This is a genomic window from Gammaproteobacteria bacterium, from assembly GCA_035546635.1.
GTDB lineage: Bacteria > Pseudomonadota > Gammaproteobacteria > JAURND01 > JAURND01 > DASZWJ01.
In genome coordinates, this window is sequence record DASZWJ010000006.1 from 99,383 (window position 1) to 119,810 (window position 20,428).

17 protein-coding genes are annotated in these 20,428 nt (G+C 44.3%); 7 read left to right on the forward strand and 10 right to left on the reverse strand.

All coding sequences use genetic code 11. The annotated features are described in order from the left end of the window. Positions 1-95: 95 nt before the first annotated feature. The 7 genes from VHE99_01205 to VHE99_01235 form a co-directional block, all read right to left on the reverse strand. A complete protein-coding gene (locus VHE99_01205) occupies positions 96-440 on the reverse strand; it encodes a hypothetical protein (protein HVV67644.1) in 345 nt (114 codons plus the stop codon). A gap of 456 nt (positions 441-896) precedes the next feature. Next, positions 897-1,781 carry a HEPN domain-containing protein gene (locus tag VHE99_01210; GenBank protein HVV67645.1) on the reverse strand — a complete coding sequence of 295 codons (885 nt, stop codon included), beginning with the start codon at positions 1,779-1,781 and terminating at the stop codon, positions 897-899. Between the two features lie 128 nt (positions 1,782-1,909). After that, positions 1,910-2,980 carry an NAD(P)-binding domain-containing protein gene (locus tag VHE99_01215; protein HVV67646.1) on the reverse strand — a complete coding sequence of 357 codons (1,071 nt, stop codon included), beginning with the start codon at positions 2,978-2,980 and terminating at the stop codon, positions 1,910-1,912. Positions 2,981-3,046: 66 nt separating this feature from the next. Further along, a complete protein-coding gene (locus VHE99_01220; protein ID HVV67647.1) occupies positions 3,047-4,654 on the reverse strand; it encodes a carboxyl transferase domain-containing protein in 1,608 nt (535 codons plus the stop codon). After that, positions 4,608-4,832, reverse strand: a complete 225-nt coding sequence (locus tag VHE99_01225) for a hypothetical protein (protein ID HVV67648.1) — start codon at positions 4,830-4,832, stop codon at positions 4,608-4,610. Before VHE99_01225 ends, VHE99_01220 begins: the two co-directional genes overlap by 47 nt. A gap of 116 nt (positions 4,833-4,948) precedes the next feature. After that, entirely contained in the window at positions 4,949-6,133 is a 1,185-nt protein-coding gene (locus VHE99_01230; protein HVV67649.1) for an acetyl-CoA C-acyltransferase, read from the reverse strand. Then, positions 6,126-7,292 (reverse strand): isovaleryl-CoA dehydrogenase, encoded by a 1,167-nt coding sequence (locus tag VHE99_01235; protein HVV67650.1) that lies wholly within the window; start codon positions 7,290-7,292, stop codon positions 6,126-6,128. The genes VHE99_01230 and VHE99_01235 overlap by 8 nt, the downstream gene beginning before the upstream one ends. 165 nt (positions 7,293-7,457) lie before the next feature. Here VHE99_01235 and VHE99_01240 point away from each other — a divergent pair, with 165 nt between their 5' ends. Then, the gene (locus VHE99_01240) at positions 7,458-8,444 is read left to right on the forward strand and encodes a quinone-dependent dihydroorotate dehydrogenase (protein HVV67651.1); all 987 of its coding nucleotides are present in this window, start codon (positions 7,458-7,460) and stop codon (positions 8,442-8,444) included. 76 nt (positions 8,445-8,520) lie between these two features. Here the strand turns inward: VHE99_01240 and VHE99_01245 are convergent, their stop codons facing one another. Continuing rightward, positions 8,521-9,417, reverse strand: a complete 897-nt coding sequence (locus VHE99_01245; GenBank protein ID HVV67652.1) for a 5'-nucleotidase — start codon at positions 9,415-9,417, stop codon at positions 8,521-8,523. 165 nt (positions 9,418-9,582) lie between these two features. Between VHE99_01245 and VHE99_01250 the strand changes: the two genes are divergently transcribed. The 4 genes from VHE99_01250 (at position 9,583) to VHE99_01265 (ending at position 16,900) form a co-directional block, all read left to right on the forward strand. Then, positions 9,583-14,409 carry an NAD-glutamate dehydrogenase gene (locus VHE99_01250; protein ID HVV67653.1) on the forward strand — a complete coding sequence of 1,609 codons (4,827 nt, stop codon included), beginning with the start codon at positions 9,583-9,585 and terminating at the stop codon, positions 14,407-14,409. Between the two features lie 473 nt (positions 14,410-14,882). Beyond that, positions 14,883-15,134, forward strand: a complete 252-nt coding sequence (locus VHE99_01255; GenBank protein HVV67654.1) for a hypothetical protein — start codon at positions 14,883-14,885, stop codon at positions 15,132-15,134. Positions 15,135-15,260: 126 nt separating this feature from the next. Beyond that, a complete protein-coding gene (locus tag VHE99_01260; GenBank protein HVV67655.1) occupies positions 15,261-16,121 on the forward strand; it encodes a DUF692 domain-containing protein in 861 nt (286 codons plus the stop codon). Next, positions 16,118-16,900 (forward strand): DNA-binding domain-containing protein, encoded by a 783-nt coding sequence (locus VHE99_01265; protein ID HVV67656.1) that lies wholly within the window; start codon positions 16,118-16,120, stop codon positions 16,898-16,900. The genes VHE99_01260 and VHE99_01265 overlap by 4 nt, the downstream gene beginning before the upstream one ends. Positions 16,901-16,914: 14 nt before the next feature. On the opposite strand, the gene rmuC is transcribed toward VHE99_01265, so the two are convergent. Continuing rightward, positions 16,915-18,222 (reverse strand): DNA recombination protein RmuC, encoded by a 1,308-nt coding sequence (gene rmuC, locus VHE99_01270; GenBank protein HVV67657.1) that lies wholly within the window; start codon positions 18,220-18,222, stop codon positions 16,915-16,917. Positions 18,223-18,450: 228 nt separating this feature from the next. Beyond that, positions 18,451-19,314, reverse strand: a complete 864-nt coding sequence (locus VHE99_01275; GenBank protein HVV67658.1) for an SDR family NAD(P)-dependent oxidoreductase — start codon at positions 19,312-19,314, stop codon at positions 18,451-18,453. Between the two features lie 103 nt (positions 19,315-19,417). Here VHE99_01275 and VHE99_01280 point away from each other — a divergent pair, with 103 nt between their 5' ends. Continuing rightward, positions 19,418-19,711 (forward strand): zinc ribbon domain-containing protein, encoded by a 294-nt coding sequence (locus tag VHE99_01280; GenBank protein ID HVV67659.1) that lies wholly within the window; start codon positions 19,418-19,420, stop codon positions 19,709-19,711. Then, positions 19,711-20,406 (forward strand): SDR family oxidoreductase, encoded by a 696-nt coding sequence (locus tag VHE99_01285; GenBank protein HVV67660.1) that lies wholly within the window; start codon positions 19,711-19,713, stop codon positions 20,404-20,406. Before VHE99_01280 ends, VHE99_01285 begins: the two co-directional genes overlap by 1 nt. Positions 20,407-20,428: the final 22 nt, after the last annotated feature.

The window sequence follows — 20,428 nt, forward strand, 5'->3', positions numbered from 1 at the left end:
ATGCGTTTTAAATACTTGTAGCTGTATATCAATGTTTATAGATATTTCCTTCATACAATCTGCCACATTTGGATCACTGCTATCATAGATGCTTGCTAGAGATGCGCACGTGAATCAAAGCGTTCTTTTCCCTGCTTAAGTGCACTCACAGCAGCGGTTGCTTTTTCGAGGGTGAATTTGGTTCCGGTAAGTTCACGTTCAACATCCGCTATTATTTTATCCCGTTGACGTTGATATCCTTTTTTATCAGATTGTGAAAAAACTACAGCTGAAGATGAAGAATTTGAAAAAAAGGAACTGGAATAGGAAGAACTTGAAGAAACAGAAAACTTAGATTCTTTAGTTTTTTTGTCTTCTGGTAAATTTAGTTTAGCCGTTGTTTGTACACTTATTTCAACAGTACCTCCTGGTTTCACTCCCAGCAGCTGAAGATTCTTCATTAGCTCTGGAGAATTTAAAAATGTCTGCGCGACTTCTAGAGACTCACCTACGACAACCACATTGGGATGTGACGCGCTAGATGAGGAAGCAGTAGAGCTGAACTAGAACTGGAACTAGATTTACCATCCTTCTTAACATCCAATAAACCCGAATCAGCAACACTCACATCTTCATTCGTCCCTTTTCTGGTGAGAGATAACACCTTCAACCCCAGATAGATTAGTTTCCAACTCTACCATTTTATCGAATAATCTTTTTTCTTGTTCTTGTTGCATATATCCTCACATATATATTTATTATATCTGCCTACCCCTTTAAAAGCTGGAAGAATTTTATAACATGGAAAACCATTTACGGCGAATTATGTCAAAATAAATAATTTACGTATTTATACGTAATTTGACGCAATACACAATCCTTAAGTCAAACTCAAGCATAACAATTGTTGCAACTGTTCACTGAGTATGCTCAGCTTTTTCCCGCTCAAAAAAAGTTATTTTTTCCTGACAAAACATATTCGTCAAATTCATTAACTGCTGCACTCGTTCCTTAAGCCAATTTAGCTCTTCCTTGGTAATTGCATAACTGGGCTTGTAGCGAGCTTCCACATAAGCATTACATAACATTAAGAAATGATATTTTTCCACATTATCAGTCAGGGGAAATATTTCGGTAAAACGCGGATCTAATGCATTGACCAGTTTGCGCAAAATTGCTAAATCATGGGTGTTGGGTTTATAGTGGGTATATACTAGTAAAATAGTGCTGTAAAGGCGCTCAACTGTCTGATGCAATTCAAAAGCCGCCAGTGAATTTCTCTTCTTATTATAATTATATTGAGAAGAATCGAAAAATCCTTCAGCACTGTTAAACCAATACGCAAAATCCTTTTTAACATCCAAATATCGCTGCGTAGGATTTAATGGTCCAGGCTCCGCCAACACAAACTTCCCCGAGTCATACAACAAAACGCCCTGTTTTTGAATGTCAGAAAAAAAGTACTGCGTGCGTCTTACCCTGCGATTAACAAATTCAAAATCATGTGTGATAAGAGAAACCGGCGTTTTGATGCTTTCAGTTTGCTCAATCTCTTTAGCAATATCTCGCTGCAAACTCGCTTGCTGAGTCGTACTACGCGTTTCAACCACCAGCAAAATATCAAAATCACTCTGATACACAAAATGCTGACCATCTTCCGTCAATTTTTCCCGCCAATCACCTCTGGCATAACTGCCAAATAAAATAATCATCTCCACCGCAGAGTGCTGTCGGATAATAGCAATTATCTCAGACAGCTCCTTTTGTTTTTCAGCGGGCAAATGCAGAAAATTAGTTTTCATAAAGTTCCTTGGGATGCGCATTGACCTTTTACCACCCCCTTTGAAAAAGGGGGTCGCAGGCCATAAGGCCTGTGGGGATTTAAAAGTTAGGGTTGCTCTTTTTCAAACAGGATTTCCAATATATTTTATTATTTATAAACCACATCCAACATCAAAGTCCGCTGAATAGCTTCTGGAAGCGAAGTAACACAATGATTAAAACTATCATCCACATTTAAAGAAAGATATTTGCTTAGATAATTATCGATACTGGCTTTAGGCGAGGTTGCAAGCAACTGCGTGATGGCTTGTGTAGCCAGCTCTTTACCAGGATTTGCATTTAACAGATAAGAAAACAACAACGCCGTTTGCAATAACGGCAATATCAACAGATCCGGCAACTGTTTTTGTTGCAGCAAACGTGCTGCGTATAACACATCTATCACCGCATGTTGCAATAAAAAACCATGCTGCCAATCATTTTCGGCAATGCCATGGCGCACAGGAAACTCCCACTGTCTGCAGCCACCTGCACCATTATTTAAAAAATCAAACATGGCCAGTTGTGAAGAACCTAACTCCGGGGAATCTACGACGTGCTTATGCAGTGTAACCGCTAATGAAACACCCAACAGCGCATGAAACACCATGACATGACCCATTAATTTGACCGCAGCGCCTAAATCCACTTCAGCACCGAAATAGTTCGGTTTACCCATCAATTGCAGCATGGGCTCAAGCCGCATATAAAGATTATTATCGCCGCTGCATAAAATTAACATGGTGGCCGCTGCCGCACCTTTTGCACCGCCAGTCAGGGGATAATTGACGTATTGCATATCATAGGCAACACAATAGCGCTGGGTTGCTGTGACAAATTCACAACTCACTGTTGATAAATGTAAAATAAAATAATCTCGACCTGTTGCACGCGCATGTAGCATCGGCACTAATTCGGTCAATATTTGAAAATCATCGCCATTTTTTCCTGCGCAAATAACGACGCCATCAAAATCTCCATCATCAAGCAGCGTGTTCATATCCGGCACCAATTCTGCACCCTGTTCTTTCCACGCTTGACGAAATTTATCCCGACGCGCACCTTTTGTGCCTCTATCCAAGATACGCAAATAGCGCGCAACCTCACTATTTTGCAAATGCTGCGCGGAAGGACCTAACATATTGCCCAAACCACCTATAGCTACGAGTTTTAATGTCATTTTTTTATCCTATTGTAAGCATTTTTCCTTCTCACCTTCTCCCACAAGGGGAGAAGGAAAATTACTCTACATCCTAAACACCCCCCAAGCCGTTTCCTCTATTGGACTATTCAACGCAGCCGAAATCCCCAACCCCAAAACCCTACGCGTATCGGCAGGATCAATAATGCCATCATCCCAAAGCCGTGCACTGGCATAATACGGATGACCTTGCGTCTCATACTGCGCACGGATTTCGGCTTTAAAAGCTTCATCCGCTTTAGCATCATACACTTCACCCAGCCGCGTCTTCTTCTCTTGGTTCACTTGCGCCAACACATTCGCCGCCTGCTCCCCGCCCATAACAGAAATCCGCGCATTCGGCCACATCCATAAAAACCGTGGATTATAAGCCCGCCCCGCCATTGCATAATTTCCCGCACCAAAACTACCACCGATCATCACCGTGAATTTTGGCACTTGGCAACACGCCACAGCCGTCACCAGCTTAGCACCATCTTTAGCAATGCCGCGGGTTTCATATTTTTTCCCAACCATAAATCCAGTAATGTTCTGCAAAAACACCAATGGAATTTTGCGCTTGGCACACAACTGTATGAAATGCGCACCCTTTAGCGCCGACTCTGAAAATAAAATGCCATTGTTGGCAACCATACCCACAGGATAACCATAAATATGCGCAAACCCGCACACTAAAGTACTGCCATACAACGCCTTGAATTCATCAAACTCAGAGCCATCCACAAGACGCGCAATTACCTCATGCACATCATAAGGCTGCCTAGGATCGGCATTGACGACACCATAAATTTCTTCTACTGAATATAACGGTTCTAAACTCGCACGCGTAGCGAGGGTTAAAATTTTACGGCGATTGAGATTTGCAACTGCTTCCCGCGCCAATCGCAAAGCATCGGCATCATTTTGCGCATAATAATCTGCTACACCCGAAGTACGGCAATGCACATCTGCGCCACCTAAATCTTCCGCCGACACCACCTCACCCGTAGCCGCTTTCACTAATGGCGGTCCAGCTAAAAAAATCGTCGCCTGCTCTTTAACCATAATCGCGATATCCGCCATCGCCGGCACATAAGCACCACCCGCCGTACAAGAACCCATGACCACGGCAATCTGCGCAATACCCTTAGCTGACATATTGGCCTGATTATAAAAAATCCGTCCAAAATGCTCTTTATCAGGGAACACCTCATCCTGCTTCGGCAAAAATGCCCCACCTGAATCCACTAGATAAATACACGGCAAATGATTCACTTCAGCAATCTCTTGCGCACGCAAATGCTTTTTAACCGTGATGGGATAATATGTGCCACCTTTCACCGTGGCATCATTGGCCACAATCATGCACTCCTGCCCCATCACCTGCCCAATGCCGGCAATAATGCCACCTGCCGGCACCGGCTCATCATACATAGCCAAACCAGCAAACTGCGATAATTCTAAAAATGGCGAACCAGGATCGAGCAACTGTTCAATGCGTTCACGCGGCAAAAGCTTACCGTGCGCTTGATGACGTTTACGCGCTGCTTCTGTGCCACCTTGGGCAATGACGCTGGCTTTTTCACGCAAGTCCATTACGAGTTGCGACATGTGCGCTGCATTTTCTTTAAACAGTGTGCTTTGTGGGTTTATCGAGGAGGATAGTGTCGTCATAGGTTTCCTGTGGCTGAGATTTTGAGGCCAATGCAGTTTCATCACTCAAACAGCTTTTTTTAAGTAATTTTCCTTCTTTCAAACTGCGCAAGGATTTTCTGAGGTGATTCGCATTCGCTTCATTACTTAATAAATAGCGTGTTTCTTTGAATGATTCATAATCATCTAAAAAATGCATTACCATGTTTCCTACACGAGTTTTTTTGATTAATACCGACAGCATTAAGGTGAGTTTCCTATGGGGAAGGTTGTATAGAGCGGGGACATAGATACAACGCCTAGCCATGCTCAGGATCACAGCTCTACCGCAACCGCCGTTGCTTCTCCACCTCCGATACACAATGCCGCCACCCCTCGCTTTAAATCATATTTCTTCAACGCATATAACAACGTCACCAAAATTCTCGCCCCCGATGCGCCAATCGGATGACCTAACACGCAAGCGCCACCATGCACATTCACCTTTTCATGCGGAAGCTGCAAATCATGCATAGCCGCCATAGTCACCACAGCAAACGCTTCATTAATCTCATACAAATCCACATCATCAACTGACCAATGAATAGCCCGCAACAATTTCTGGATAGCGCCAATTGGGGCAGTGGTAAACAGATTAGGCTCCTGCGCGTGCGTTTGATGGCCAACCATAGTTGCCAAGGGCGTCAAACCTAGGCGTTCGGCTTCTGAACGGCGCATCAAAACCAAAGCCGCAGCGCCATCAGATATAGAAGAAGCATTAGCCGCCGTCACCGTACCATCTTTACGAAATGCTGGTTTCAATTGCGGAATTTTTTCAATTTGCGCACTGCCTGGACCTTCATCGGCACTAATCAACGTTTCTCCTTGTTTTGATGTCACAACTACCGGTGCAATTTCTCCATCAAAACTCCCTTCGACTTGTGCTTGTTTGGCGCGCAGAACAGAAGTAATCGCAAACTGATCTTGCGCCTCACGCGTAAAATAATACTGCTCGGCACATTCTTCCGCGAACACCCCCATTAAACTGCCCTTTTGATAAGCATCTTCCAAACCATCATACAACATATGATCGACCACCGTTTGATGCCCTAATCGGTAACCGGCACGCGCTTTAGGTAATAAATACGGCGCATGAGTCATGCTCTCCATACCCCCTGCGATAATGATATTCTCGCTATCCGCCAACAACGCATCATGTGCCAACATCACCGTCTTCATACCCGAGCCGCACATTTTGTTCACTGTGGTGCATCCCGTACTATTTAAAAGACCGGCTCCCAAAGCGGCCTGTCGCGCTGGCGCTTGACCCAAACCCGCCGGTAACACACATCCCATCAATACCTCATGAATCATCTCTGGCTTAAGTTGTGCCCGCTCCAATGCCGCTTTGATCGCAACAGCGCCCAACTCCGGCGCCGTCGTGTTTTTAAACACACCCTGAAAATTCCCAATCGGTGTACGGGCGCAAGACACAATCACAATAGGGTCATCATTAACCATGTTTATTTTCCTCAAATAAGGCTCTGCCGATTAACATGCGACGGATTTCATTCGTCCCCGCACCAATTTCATACAACTTAGCGTCTCGCAATAGCCTGCCTGCGGGATATTCATTGATATAACCATTGCCGCCTAAACATTGAATGGTTTCTAACGCCATGCGCGTTGCATGTTCTGAACAATATAAAATCACACCCGCCGCTTCTTTACGATTGACTTTACCTGCATCACAATTTCTCGCCACCTGATACAAATAAGCTCGGCTAGCACTCAAATGGTTATACATATCCGCTAGCTTACCCTGAATCAGTTCAAATTCTCCTATGGCTTTCCCAAACTGTTTGCGGTCACTGGTATACGGCAAAACCACATCCATACAGGCTTGCATAATTCCCACAGGTCCGCCGGAGAGTACGACACGCTCATAATCCAAACCACTCATTAATACTTCAATGCCCTTATTTTCTGCATACAATACATTTTCCAGCGGCACCTGGCAGTTTTCAAAAACCAGCTCCGAAGTATTAGAGCCACGCATACCTAATTTATCGAGCTTTTGCGCTGTATGAAAACCGCTGAAAGATTTTTCGACTATCAATGCGCTAATACCGTGGGATTTAGCTTCTTTATTGGTTTTAGCATAGACCACAAAAGTATCAGCATCAGGACCATTGGTGATCCACATCTTGGTGCCATTCAACAGATAATGATCGCTTTTTTTCTCAGCAACCAATTGCATGCTGACCACATCCGAACCGGCATTGGCTTCACTCATAGCCAAAGCGCCTACATGTTCACCACTAATCAGTTTAGGCAAGTAATGTTGTTTTTGGGCAGAAGTCCCAAAACGGTGAATTTGATTAATACACAAATTGGAATGTGCGCCATAGCTTAAACCTATGGCTCCCGAAGCGCGGCTGATTTCTTCCATAGCAATGACATGCGCTAGATAACCCATATCAGAGCCATTATATTCGGGGGCCACTGTGATACCCAGTAAACCCATTGCCCCAAGCTTTGGCCACAAGTCTCTTGGAAACACGTTGGTCTGATCGATGATTCCAGCGCGCGGTGCGATTTCATTTTTGGCAAAATCATATACCGTTGCACGCAGCAAGCGGATGGTTTCATCTAAATCACATTGCAGTCCTGACCACATTATTTCATACTCCGGGTTGATAGCTATTTAGCACATAATCTCCTTGTGAAATTACCACTCCCGTCTATGACCGAAGGGAATCCCCTTGTGGGAGGGGAGGGGTGAATTTTAGAAGAAGATTATGCAAAGATTCTAACACCAAATAACTCCTACCATGGAAAGTTTATGCTATACCCCATCCTTCGCTCACTCTTATTCCAGCTACCACCGGAAACTGCCCATAAAACTACTTTAAAAACTCTTGCCTTATTACAGAAACTCGGACTTAGCCATCTCATCAGCCGCAAACATCAACAACCCATCACCCTCATGGGATTGCAATTCCCCAACCCCATCGGCTTAGCCGCAGGTTTCGACAAAAACGGCGACTACATTGATGCGCTAGCTCCTCTGGGATTTGGATTTATAGAAATAGGCACCATTACCCCACGTCCTCAACCTGGCAACCCTAAACCCAGACTCTTCCGTCTACCCAAAGCCCAAGCGCTAATCAATCGTATGGGATTTAATAATCAAGGCGTGGACTACCTAGTCAACCAAGTTAAACAAGCAAAATATTCAGGTATTTTAGGCATTAACATTGGTAAAAATTTTGACACACCACTTGAGCAAGCCGCGCAAGATTATCTGTTTTGCCTTGAGCGTGTGTATGCACATGCCAGCTACATCACCGTGAATATCTCTTCGCCAAACACCCAGGGCTTGCGACAATTGCAAGATACAAATGCCCTCACTGAATTGTTAACCGCATTAAAAACTGCGCAACACCATCTGGCAGAGCAGCATCAGAAATACGTCCCGCTCGTGGTAAAAATCGCTCCAGATTTAGATAATGCTGCTATTGAAGACATGGCAACTGTATTTTTACAACAAAAAATAGACGGCGTAATCGCCACCAACACCACACTGTCACGAGAAGGAGTCACCGAATTGCCGCACGCCAATGAAACCGGCGGCTTAAGCGGCAAGCCATTATTTGATAAATCTTTAAATGTCGTACAGCAACTAAGCCATCATTTACAAGGCCAAATCCCCATCATCGGCTGCGGCGGCATTATGAGTGTGAAAGATATACAAACAATGCGGGCGGCGGGAGCTAGCTTGGTGCAAGTTTATACTGGACTGGTTTATCAAGGATTGCAGTTGCTCTAACAAACCATAACCTTTTTCCTTCTCCCACAAGGGGAGAAGGAAAGAAGTTAGGGCTGTTAGAGAAGAACTCCGAAATTCACCCCCCATTCCTAACCCCATGCGGCACATGCCCGGTTGCCACATATTCCCGCGCGGAATCACAATGCCCCGTCTGATCGTCAAAAAACATATCCGCACCAAAAGCCCGCAAAAAATCACCCTTTGCCAAACCACCCAAAAATAATGCCTCATCAATACGAATATCCCAAGCACGTAACGTACGGATAACCCGCTCATGCGCCGGCGCCGAGCGTGCCGTCACTAACGCCGTACGCACCGGACAATCCTTGGGAAATTTTTTCTGCAACTGATGCAAAGCCGCCAGAAAACCCTTAAATGGCCCACCCGAAAGCGGTTGATGCGCTGCATTTTTTTCCGTTTCAGCAAAAAACTCCAAACCGTTTTCCTGATAAACCCGCTCCGAATCATCAGAAAATATGACCGCATCCCCATCAAAAGCAATACGCAATTCCGTTGACTTATTACCATCTAAATTAACATGAGAAGGCAAAATAGTCGCAGCCGCACAACCCGCCTCCAACGCATTTCTCACATCCAAAGGATTGGCTGACAAAAATAAATGCGAACCAAAAGCCGACACATACAAATAAGGACTTTCACCATTGGTAAATGCAGCCCGCGTTATATCCAGTTGATAATGCTGAATACTATTAAAAACCCGCAATCCGGTATCCGCACTATTTCTGGATAACAAAATAATTTCCACCATCGGCGCAATGCGATTAAGATTTAGAAATTTTTTCACCAAAGGAAACGCAACCCCCGGCGACAAAATCTCATTTTCATGCCCAATTTGATACTGAGAATACGCCTCAATCCCTTGTTGCTCAAAAATATTATTACTCTCATCCAAATTGAATAAGGCACGCGACGAAATGGCTAGTACTAATTTATGTGAAATATCCTCTGACATAGTATGACCCTGAATAAATTTTCACTGTCATCCTGAGTGCAAGCGAAGGATGACAGTTTAACGAAAGGGAGGTTATTAAAAACTTATTATTCCAAAATATCCCTTAATGCAAATTCCCATTATATACGCTATGCTTCCGCAAGCTAAAACCTATGGAGTCAACTTATGTCAGACGCTGCCCAAGACCGTAAAAAAATTATCCAAAAAGTCATAAAGCATGCCCAAAAAAAACTCACCGCTAAAGAAATAACCCCCTTTGAGCCCTTTATAGAATACTGTTTCTCCCACGCCCCACTCGATGACCTGACACAAAGATCCACACGCGATCTATTCGGTGTAGCATTATCCCTGTGGAAACTCATGCATAAACGCAAAACAGGGGAGTACAAACGCCGCATTTTCAACCCCACCTTACAAACCGATGGCTGGGAATCGACCCACACTGTATTAGAATTTAACCTAGATGACCAACCCTTTCTAGTTGATACCTTATGCACCGAAATCAACCGCGAAGGCCTGGCCGTGCATTTTCTAATCCACCTAGGCGGTATTAAAGTTCTTCGCAATACCAAACATGAAATCACCGGCATCCTTCCCCCCGACTCATCCAACAGCGAAGCCCTGACCGAAGCCCCCATTTATATCGAAATCGACCGGCAAACCGACCCCAAAGTGCTAAAAGCATTAGGTGAAAACCTAGACCGAGTCATCGGTGATGCTCGCCTCGCGGTGCAGGACTGGAAAAAATTACAAGGCGAAGTCTATTCAGCCCTAGAAGAGATGGAAGCCGTTAAACCGCCCGCTACCACTGAAGACATTGAAGAAGCCAAAGCCTTCTTACGCTGGCTACTCGATAACCATTTCACTTTTCTGGGATACCGCCTGTACGATTTCGTGATGGATGGCCAAAAAGAAGCATTAAAACTCGTGAAACACAGCGGTTTAGGTGTACTAAGAGAAACCAGCCAAAGTAAATTGCTGCGTTATTATGCAGATCTGACCCCTGAGGCACGAAAACTCGGTTTATCCAATCAAATACTGCTTTTAGCAAAAACCAACACCCGCTCCACCGTTCATGGCAACCGTTATACGGACTTTGTCAGCGTAAAACGCTTCAATGCCAAAGGCGCTATCATCGGCGAGCGCTGGTTCGTCGGGCTATATACCAGTAATGTCTATAACGACAGCCCGCGTACGTTTCCCCTGATTCGCTTAAAAATATCTGAAGTGTTAAAACGCTCCGGCCTGCCACCCAAAGGCCATGCCCATAAAGCGCTGGCACACATTTTAGAAACCTTACCCCGCGATGACTTATTTCACTCAACACCCAAAGAATTATATGATTTAAGTCTGGGTATTTTGGAACTGCAAGACCGCCGCTGCATTCGCTTGTTTGTCAGAAAAGACATCTATGGACGCTTCATCTCTTGTTTGGTTTACGTGCCGCGCGATGATTTTAATGTGGAATTAGGTGCTCGCATGCAGGAAATCTTGCAGGAATCTTTCTCAGCAATAGAAATTTCCTACGAAACGCGTTTTTTTGATTCTATCCTCGCACGCATCCATTACACTATCCGCATTAATCCCAAACAACCACGCAGTTATGATTTAAGCGCCATTGAACGCCGCCTGATTGAAGCTGGGCGCTCTTGGAAAGACGGACTGCACGAACAACTGATTGCCTATTTTGGCGAAGAAAAAGGCAATGCACTGTATGCCAGCTACTATCGAGCCTTCCCAGCAGCTTATAAAGAAGCCTTCTCACCACAAAGCGCAGTTTTCGATATAGAACACATCGAAAAACTTAACGCTGAAAACAATCTGGAAATGAGCTTATACCAGTCACAGCGTACAGATGATTTAATCCATTTCAAACTATTTCATCCCCAAACCACCATTCCCTTATCTGATGCCATCCCCATCTTGGAAAAGATGGGCTTACGCGTCATCGGTGAGCAACCTTATCAACTCCAATTTAACCATGGGCGTTCAGTCTGGATTAACGATTTCAGCATGCGTTATTCCGGCGGTGAGTTAAATATCGATGAAAACCGCGAAAACTTTCAGGAAGCCTTTAAAAAAATTTGGAACTACGAGGCCGAACATGATGGTTTTAACTCCTTGGTATTACTTTCACATTTAAACTGGCGAGAAACAGCTCTGCTTCGCGCTTTTGCTAAATACCTAAAGCAAATTGGCTTCACTTTCAGTCAAGAATATATGGAAGCCACCTTGGCTCGAAATCCCGAAGTTACCCAATTACTGATACAGATGTTTTTTGAAAAATTTGATCCTGCTCAGCAGTCGGGAAAAACTACAACGGCATTACTTGAGCTATCGGAAAAAATCACCCAAGCCTTGGAAGGAGTCGCCAATCTCGATGAAGACCGCATCCTGCGCATGTACTTAAACCTTATTCACGCGATGGTACGCGTCAATTATTTTCAAAATGATGCACTAGGTGATACCAAACCTTACCTATCGTTTAAATTTAATCCCGACCTGATACACGATCTGCCATTACCTAAACCCGCTCATGAAATATTTGTGTATTCTCCACGCTTAGAAGGCATACATTTACGCGCCGGCAAAGTCGCACGCGGTGGTATCCGCTGGTCTGATCGCCGTGAAGATTTTCGTCGCGAAGTGTTAGGCTTGATGAAAGCCCAACAAGTCAAAAATGCCATCATCGTACCGGCCGGCTCTAAAGGCGGATTTATACCGAAATTGCTACCGACTGATGGTGATAGAGAACAGATTTTGCAAGAAGGCATTCACTGCTACCAAGATTTCATTCGTGGTCTTTTAGACTTAACTGACAATATGCAAGACCATACGATTATTCCTCCTGCAAATACCGTTTGTTATGATGATTCTGATCCTTACTTAGTCGTCGCTGCAGATAAGGGCACGGCAACTTTCTCAGATATCGCCAATGCAATTTCGTTACAATACCAATTTTGGTTAGGCGACGCCTTTGCCTCTGGCGGCTCAGCAGGCTATGACCACAAGAAAATAGGCATCACTGCCCGTGGCGCATGGGAATCCGTCAAGCGCCATTTCCAGGAATTAGAAATAGACATAGACAATCATCCATTCACCGTGGTTGGTATTGGTGATATGAGTGGCGATGTCTTTGGCAACGGCATGTTGCAATCTAAACAAATCAAATTGGTGGGCGCATTCAATGGCACTCACATTTTTCTTGATCCTGATCCCGATCCGGCTATCAGTTTTGTTGAAAGACAACGTTTGTTCAATTTACCTCGCTCTACTTGGGAAGATTATAATGAAGCGTTGATTTCAACAGGTGGTGGCGTATTCAAACGCTCTGTTAAAACCATCAAACTCTCTCCTGAAATCAAAAAATTACTGAATATTAAAAAAGATCAAATTGCGCCTAATGACCTAGTGCAAACATTATTAAAAGCACCGGTAGATTTACTATGGAATGGTGGTATTGGCACCTATGTCAAAGCCAGCACAGAAACCCACCTCGATGCAGGGGATCGCTCCAATGATGGCGTACGTGTCAATGGTGATGAACTTAAGTGCCGCGTAGTCTGCGAAGGCGGAAATTTAGGCCTGACACAACTCGGACGCATTGAGTATGAATTAAATGGTGGTTGCATCAATACAGATTTTATTGATAATTCCGGCGGCGTTGATTGCTCCGACCACGAAGTCAATATCAAAATTCTGCTGAACCATATCGTCAGCCAAGGTGAATTAACGGAAAAAAACCGCAATATTTTACTGGCAAAAATGACTGATGAAGTGGCACAGCTGGTACTACACGACAATTATCGCCAAGTACGCGCGCTGAGCATTAATACGGATTTGTCATTGCACTATCTGGATTTATATTCTCGTTATATTAAAGAAATGGTCAAAGAGGGGAAACTAGACCGCGAACTAGAATATTTACCCAGCGATGAAACCTTAGTGACCCGCAAAGCCAATGGCAAAGGCTTCACTCGTCCTGAAATTGCCGTATTATTGGCTTACAGCAAAAATATCCTCAAGGCGGAAATTATCGACTCTGATCTAGCTGATGAGGACTATTTAAACCAATATATCCAACACGCCTTCCCACAAATACTTAGGAAGCGTTATGGCGAAGCCTTAAACCAACACCGTTTGCGACGAGAAATTATTGCCACTCAATTGAGCAATACACTCATCAACGATATGGGCATTACCTTCGTCTATCAAATGCATGATGAAACCCGAGCCGACACCATCGATATCGTGCGCGCTTATATTATCTCCAAAGAAATTTTTAATTTACGTGACTTAAGAGAAACCATTGAGTCATTAAACATTAAAGTGACTTTGCAGGTGGAAATGATTTTAGAACTGGTACAACTGATACGCCGCCAAGTCCGCTGGTTTCTGCGTAATTTGCGCCCAAAACTTGATATAAAAGCAACTATTGCACATTTTGCAAGTGGGGTTACCACCTTGAAAAAAAATTTGGGCAGCCTTCTAACCAGCACGGAAAAATCTATGCTGGAAGAAAAATCTCAAGCAATGATCGAGGCCGGCGTCCCAGAAGCCATAGCCATTCAAGTTGCCAATGCCAAAGCATTAAGTTCGGCTTTGAATATCATTGAAGCTGCCACTGAAAAGCAAATAGACCTGAAAAAAGCTGCCAAAATTTATTTCAACCTAGCAGATCGTTTAGGTCTGAATGAATTCCGCGAAACCATTAATAAATATCCTTTTGACAGTCGCTGGACGGTACTGGCACGCTCAGCAGTTAAAAGTGATTTGGATTGGCTACAACGCGCCTTAATGCAAGCGGTGTTAAAACAGAAATCCAAAAACAAAGATCCTGTGAGTTTAGTGGAAGCGTGGCTGGAAACGAATCACATCATGGTTGAACGCTGGGAAACCATATTCACTGAAATTAAGGCCAACCCCACACCAGAATATGCTATGTTGGTGGTCGCGGTGCGTGAATTGATGGATTTGGTGCAAGTTAGTTAACTTGTTGCTGGCGCGAAATATAAAAATAGTGTCATTCCCGCGCAGGCGGGAACCCATCTATCCATGGCTTTTGATGATTCATCAGTATACAAGTATCGAATCAGCCAAAAAAATATAAAAATTGCTCACGGATGGATAGGTTCCCGCCTGCGCGGGAATGACAGGCTTGAGTTTCGCGCCAGCAACTAACTAAAGATTTTTAAGCAGACAACAAAAAATTTTCACCCCCACCCCCACAATTTCAAAAAAATCGCGTCAAAAACGTTATTTTTATCATTTGAGACTTGCATTTCTGCTAAATATGAGTCTAAATTACGCAGGTGCCAAACAGGGGTATAGGAAGTGCTATCCTGCGCGTTAGCAATTCTTGTAATTCATGCTCTGTAGAGGAGTATTAGATAGAACTGTTTGGTAATCCTTAATTGGATCTCTATCCACTGGATTTCTATCAACAACAATGAGGGAATTAAATTATGAGTAAAATTTCTAAAGCAGGTGTAGTTCTTGCTTCCGCTGTCGGTGTTGCTTTTGCCTTAACCGGTTGTGCCAGCCAACAATCTGGTGCTGCAACTCCACAAAACCTGCCAAACAATTGCGCTAGCTATGCTCAACCTGCTCAGGTTTGCAAAGGCTACAGCAAATGCAAAACCGTACGCCACAAGCATAAAGTGGTAACCACAACTACCACCACTAGCAGTGTTCAAGGAAGCGAGCAACAGCAATAATAGCCTCCGCGTAGCATTGAGGCTAGGACTGGTTAAAGCCGGATTCCCACAGGTATCCGGCTTTTGTCTCCTAGGAAACGCTCGCCAATAAATTTTTTTCTAATTCTGACGAGTAGAGCGCCAATCATGCACAAACTCCCCTACCTTGGTTTTGGATTAGGCCTGCGTCCTACTCACTATCGTTCAATACTCGATACCAAACCACCCATTGATTGGTTTGAAGCCATCACTGAAGATTATTTAATTCCCGGCGGTAATGCGCTATATTTCCTCGATCGCGTAGCTGAACTGTATCCTATCGTCATACACGGCGTCTCCTTATCCATTGGCAGCCCCGATGCTCTGGACAACGATTATTTAAAACAACTCAAACAACTGGCAGACCGTGTTCAACCCAAATGGATCTCCGACCATTTATGCTGGACTGGCGTTAATGGCGTCAACCTCCATGATCTCATGCCTTTACCCTACACCGAAGAAGCAGTAAAACATCTAGTCACACGCATTTCACAAGTACAAGATTATCTAGGCCGACAAATTTTGTTGGAAAATGTTTCCAGCTATATTACTTACAATCACTCCGTCATGAGTGAGTGGGAATTCATCAGCGCCATTGCCGAGCAAGCTGACTGTCTACTGCTCCTGGATGTAAATAATATTTACGTCAGTGCTTTTAATCACGGATTTAATCCCGAAGAATTCATCAATGGTGTGCCTGCAAACCGAGTGCAACAATTTCACTTAGCAGGCCATTTAAATCTAGAAACCCACATCGTCGACACCCACGACCACGACATCATCGATCAAGTTTGGTCTTTATACGCTACCGCGCTTAAACGCTTTGGTCCTGTATCCACACTGATTGAGCGTGACGATCACATACCGCCTCTATCTGAATTAATGTTAGAACTGGAACACGCCAAATCCATCGCACAACAAACTTTAGGCGATTGTGTGTTAATCCAAGAGAAAGAGGCCGCGGTATGAGCACAAACTCCCTGCGCGAAACCATCGAAAACTTCCAAAATTATGTGCTAGATAAAGACAATGCTTTGATAGAACACAGCATCCAAGGTCTTGATGCTGCTTTCAAACAAACCCGCCTGGATGTTTACCACGCCGCTTATTCATTACGCTTGTTAGAAGTCTTAAGTTTAAATTTTGCCATGCTCAAAGTCTTTGTTGGTGAAGAATTATTTGAAAGACTGGGCAGAGATTATATTCATAGCTATCCTTCCAACCATTTTTCTGTGCGGTTTTTTGGGCGCCATTTCAGTCAATTCCTTACTACCCATCCAGAAGCCACACCCGTTCTAGCTGAGCTCGCTGATTTTGAATGGGCTTTAGGTCAAACTTTAGATGCAAAAGACGCACCCCAGCTAACATTTGAGCAAATGGCAGCACTAGATCCAGACGCCTGGGCTAATTTAAAACTAACACTGCACCCTTCACTGCGTCAGCTAAATTATTTCTACCCCACGCCTAAATTATGGCAAGCCCTAAGTAACAAAACTGAGCACCCTGTCCTAGAACCAGAAGAAAAACCCGTCACCTGGATAATGTGGCGTTTTAATCTAAAATCTCATTTTTGCACAGCGAGTCCTGAACAATTATGGATGCTGGAAGCGATGCAATCAGGCCAGACATTTTCCGAAATCTGCGCCGGCCTTTGCGATTGGCTAACAGAAGACAAGGTAGTTAGCTTCGCAGCTGAAACATTGAGACAGTGGATTACGGAAGGAATTTTTTCCGAGTTTGAGGTCTAATCACCCCCCTTTTTCTAAAGGGGTGAATCTTCCTCAACCTCCATGCTCTCCAGCAACGGTGTCTCGTGTCCCTCCAGCTCCACCTTTTCAATACGACTAAACCGCTGACTAATCTTCTTTGATGAAGTATGCACATCCTCCACATCCTCGTGCGCCTGCTTAATATGCACCGCCAACTTCTCCATACGCTTCTGAAAACGTTGAAAATCTTTATTCAACATCACCAAGTGTTCTTGAATAATATGCACCTGCTTACGCGTAGCTGCATCTTTTAACACTGCCCGAGTCGTCGTTAAAATCGCCATCATCGTCGTCGGCGACACCATCCACACCCGCGCCTTCTGAGCAATTTCCACCAAATCAGGATAATGTGCATGTATCTCTGCAAAAATCGCCTCTGCCGGAATAAACATCATCGCCCCATCCGCTGTTTCTCCCGGTACAATATATTTACTCGCGATGTGCTGAATATGTGTGCGTATATCGCGGCGGAAATTCTGCTCCACCGCTTTACGCTCCACCTCGGAAATAGGATTGGTGAGCTGCCGGTAACTTTCCAGTGGAAACTTCGCATCTATTACTACATTGCCGGTAGGTTCTGGTAAAAACAACATACAATCCACACGTTTATCATTGGATAACGTATGCTGAAAAGCAAAACATTTTTCGGGCAACATATTGCGAATCAACCCCATCAACTGCACCTCACCAAACGCACCCCGCGACTTCTTATCCCCTAAAATCTCCTGCAAACCCACCACATTGCTAGAAAGCTCAGTTATTTTTTTCTGCGCCTCATCAATTAACGCCAAACGCTTTACCACATCAGCAAAAGTCGCCGTGGTTTTTTCAAAACCTTCAGACAATCTTTTCTCAACCTGGCTGCTAATCTCCTTCAAGCGTTGATCCGTAGCTAAAGTGAGCTTTTCCACGCGCTGGTTTAATGATTCACCATGATAAGTCAGCGCTTCAGTCACCTGCTGCCGCACACTGGTCATACCATTTTGTAAACTTTCCTGTAGCGTTTTCAAATTATTGATCTGATGCTCATCAAAGCGCGCGCGTTCCTCTTGCCGTGCACGTTGTTGATCGTTAAGTAGACGCAATACATTATCCGCCATATCCTGATGATAACGCCCACGTTCATCCAACCGCACCATAAACGATTGCAATGCTTTATCACTTTCAATTGCAGTATGTTGTAATTTCTTCAACTGCACTTCGCAACCAGCGTATTTCCTAAATAACATCGCCATCAAAAAAAGAGCAATGATAGAGAATATCGGTGTTATCACAAGTAAAACAGTTAAATAATAAGTCATTTTTTCCACTCTAATTTAGTCACTGGTGTAAAATTAAAAAAAGACCCTGTCATTCCCGCGAAGGCGGGAACCCATCCATGACAGGCAGAAAAATTCATTAATTTTATCAAAATGAAGTTTAATAGTTCTTTAAAAGGCTTGAGTGCCTGTTAATGATGGGTTCCCGCCTTCGCGGGAATGACACACCTTAAGTTTAGCACCAACGACTAATTAAATGAGCAAATCTAGTCAGGAGGGAGGCAACCCACTGGTTTCCCGCTTCGCAACTTGCCGCAACAACACATCCAACCAACGCCCCGGCAACAGACGCTTCAATAACATCAATCCATAAGCCGGCAACGTCACATAATAACGGATTCTAGGACGCGAACTTTCCAAAGCATGCACCAGCTTCTTCACCACCGCTTCAGGCGTTAAAGTAAAACGCGATTGTGCCTTGAACTCTTCCATATTATTTAACAAATTAACATACTGCCTATGATGACTGCTTTGTCCCACCGAAACATTCTGTTCATAAGCTACCCGCGCACTATCACGGAACGCAGTTGCAACCGGACCCGGCTCCACAAGTGACACAGCTATTCCAGATCCTAGCAATTCTAAACGCAGACTATCCGTCAAAGCCTCCAACGCAAATTTAGAAGCACAATAAGCTCCACGATAAGCCATAGCCACTAAGCCCAAAATAGAACTGATATTGACAACCCGACCATAACCTTGCCGGCGCATTACCGGTATCACAAGATTAGTCAGCTCCTGCAATCCAAACACATTTGCCTCAAATTGCGCACGCAAAGCTTCGCGGCTAATATCTTCCACAGCCCCCGGCTGCCCAAAACCCGCATTATTAATCAACGCATCCAATGTTCCCCCCGTTTGCATCAACACTGATTCCAATCCCAGCTGTATAGAATTGGAGTCATTCAAATCCAATAATATCGCCTTCAAACCTAGAGCTTCCAAGCGAGTTTTATCTTGTGCCTTGCGCACGCCAGCAAAAACACGATAACCACGTTGGTGCAACTGATTTGCCGCACAAAAGCCAATACCAGAAGAACAACCCGTTATTAACACTGTTTTTGGTGCATGCATATAGTTTCCTGCGCATAAAAACGTTAACATATTTCCCCTGCCGCAAATAACGGCGATTCCCACATACATTCTAAAAGCAGACCACCCAGGAGCAAAGCAGTTTATGCCTATTTATGAATACCAATGCCAACTCTGCGGACATGAATTAGAAGCATTACAAAAAGTCAGCGATTCACCCTTAACCGATTGCCCAAAATGCGGCAAACCCGGACTTGCCAAAAAAATATCCGCCGCAGGCTTTCAACTCAAAGGCGGCGGCTGGTACGCAACTGATTACAAAACACCACCCAAAGCCACAACCCACGAATCTAAAACAGAAAGCGAGAACAAAAAATCTGATGCTAAAACAGAAACATCACCCCCTACTACTGAAAAAAAACCACCCAAGGACACTTAATGAATAAAAAAATTGCAATTATCACCGGCGCTACTAGCGGCATAGGATTAGCACTTGCCGCATATCTAGCTAAAAAAGATTATGAATTGCTGTTAATCGCTCGCAATAAAGAAAAGTTAGAAGCGATAAAAATCAAACTCGGCGCTAACCACATGCTTGCACCCCTTGATGTGGCAGACCATCAACAAGTCAAACACGCTGTTGACCAGTTTGCACAAAAACACGCTCATATTGATTTGCTGATAAACAATGCCGGCATTGCTATCCGTGGCACATCAGAACTGGCGCCAGAAGCATTTTTAACCATGCTGCAAACTAACCTAGTCGGCGTTTTCAATCTGGTGCATACGGTGACCCCTTACATGAAACAGCAAGGCTCCGGCCGAATTATTAACATCGCTTCCCGTGCCGGCAAAAAAGCCCGAGCCCCATTAGGTGGATATGCCGCTTCAAAATTCGGGGTTATCGGCTTAAACGAAGCACTGTATAAAGAATTAGCGCCTTTGGGAATCCACGTCACCGCCATCTGCCCCGGCTGGGTGAATACACCCATGACTGCCGATACGACTACGCCCAAAGAAGATATGATGAGCGTCGATGATATCGTCAGCACTGTTGATTATCTGCTACATCTATCACCCAATGTCAGTGTTAAAGAAATGCTATTAGAGTGCCATAGGCTCGTTGGCAAATAAGGGCAATGACAGCCCACCCATT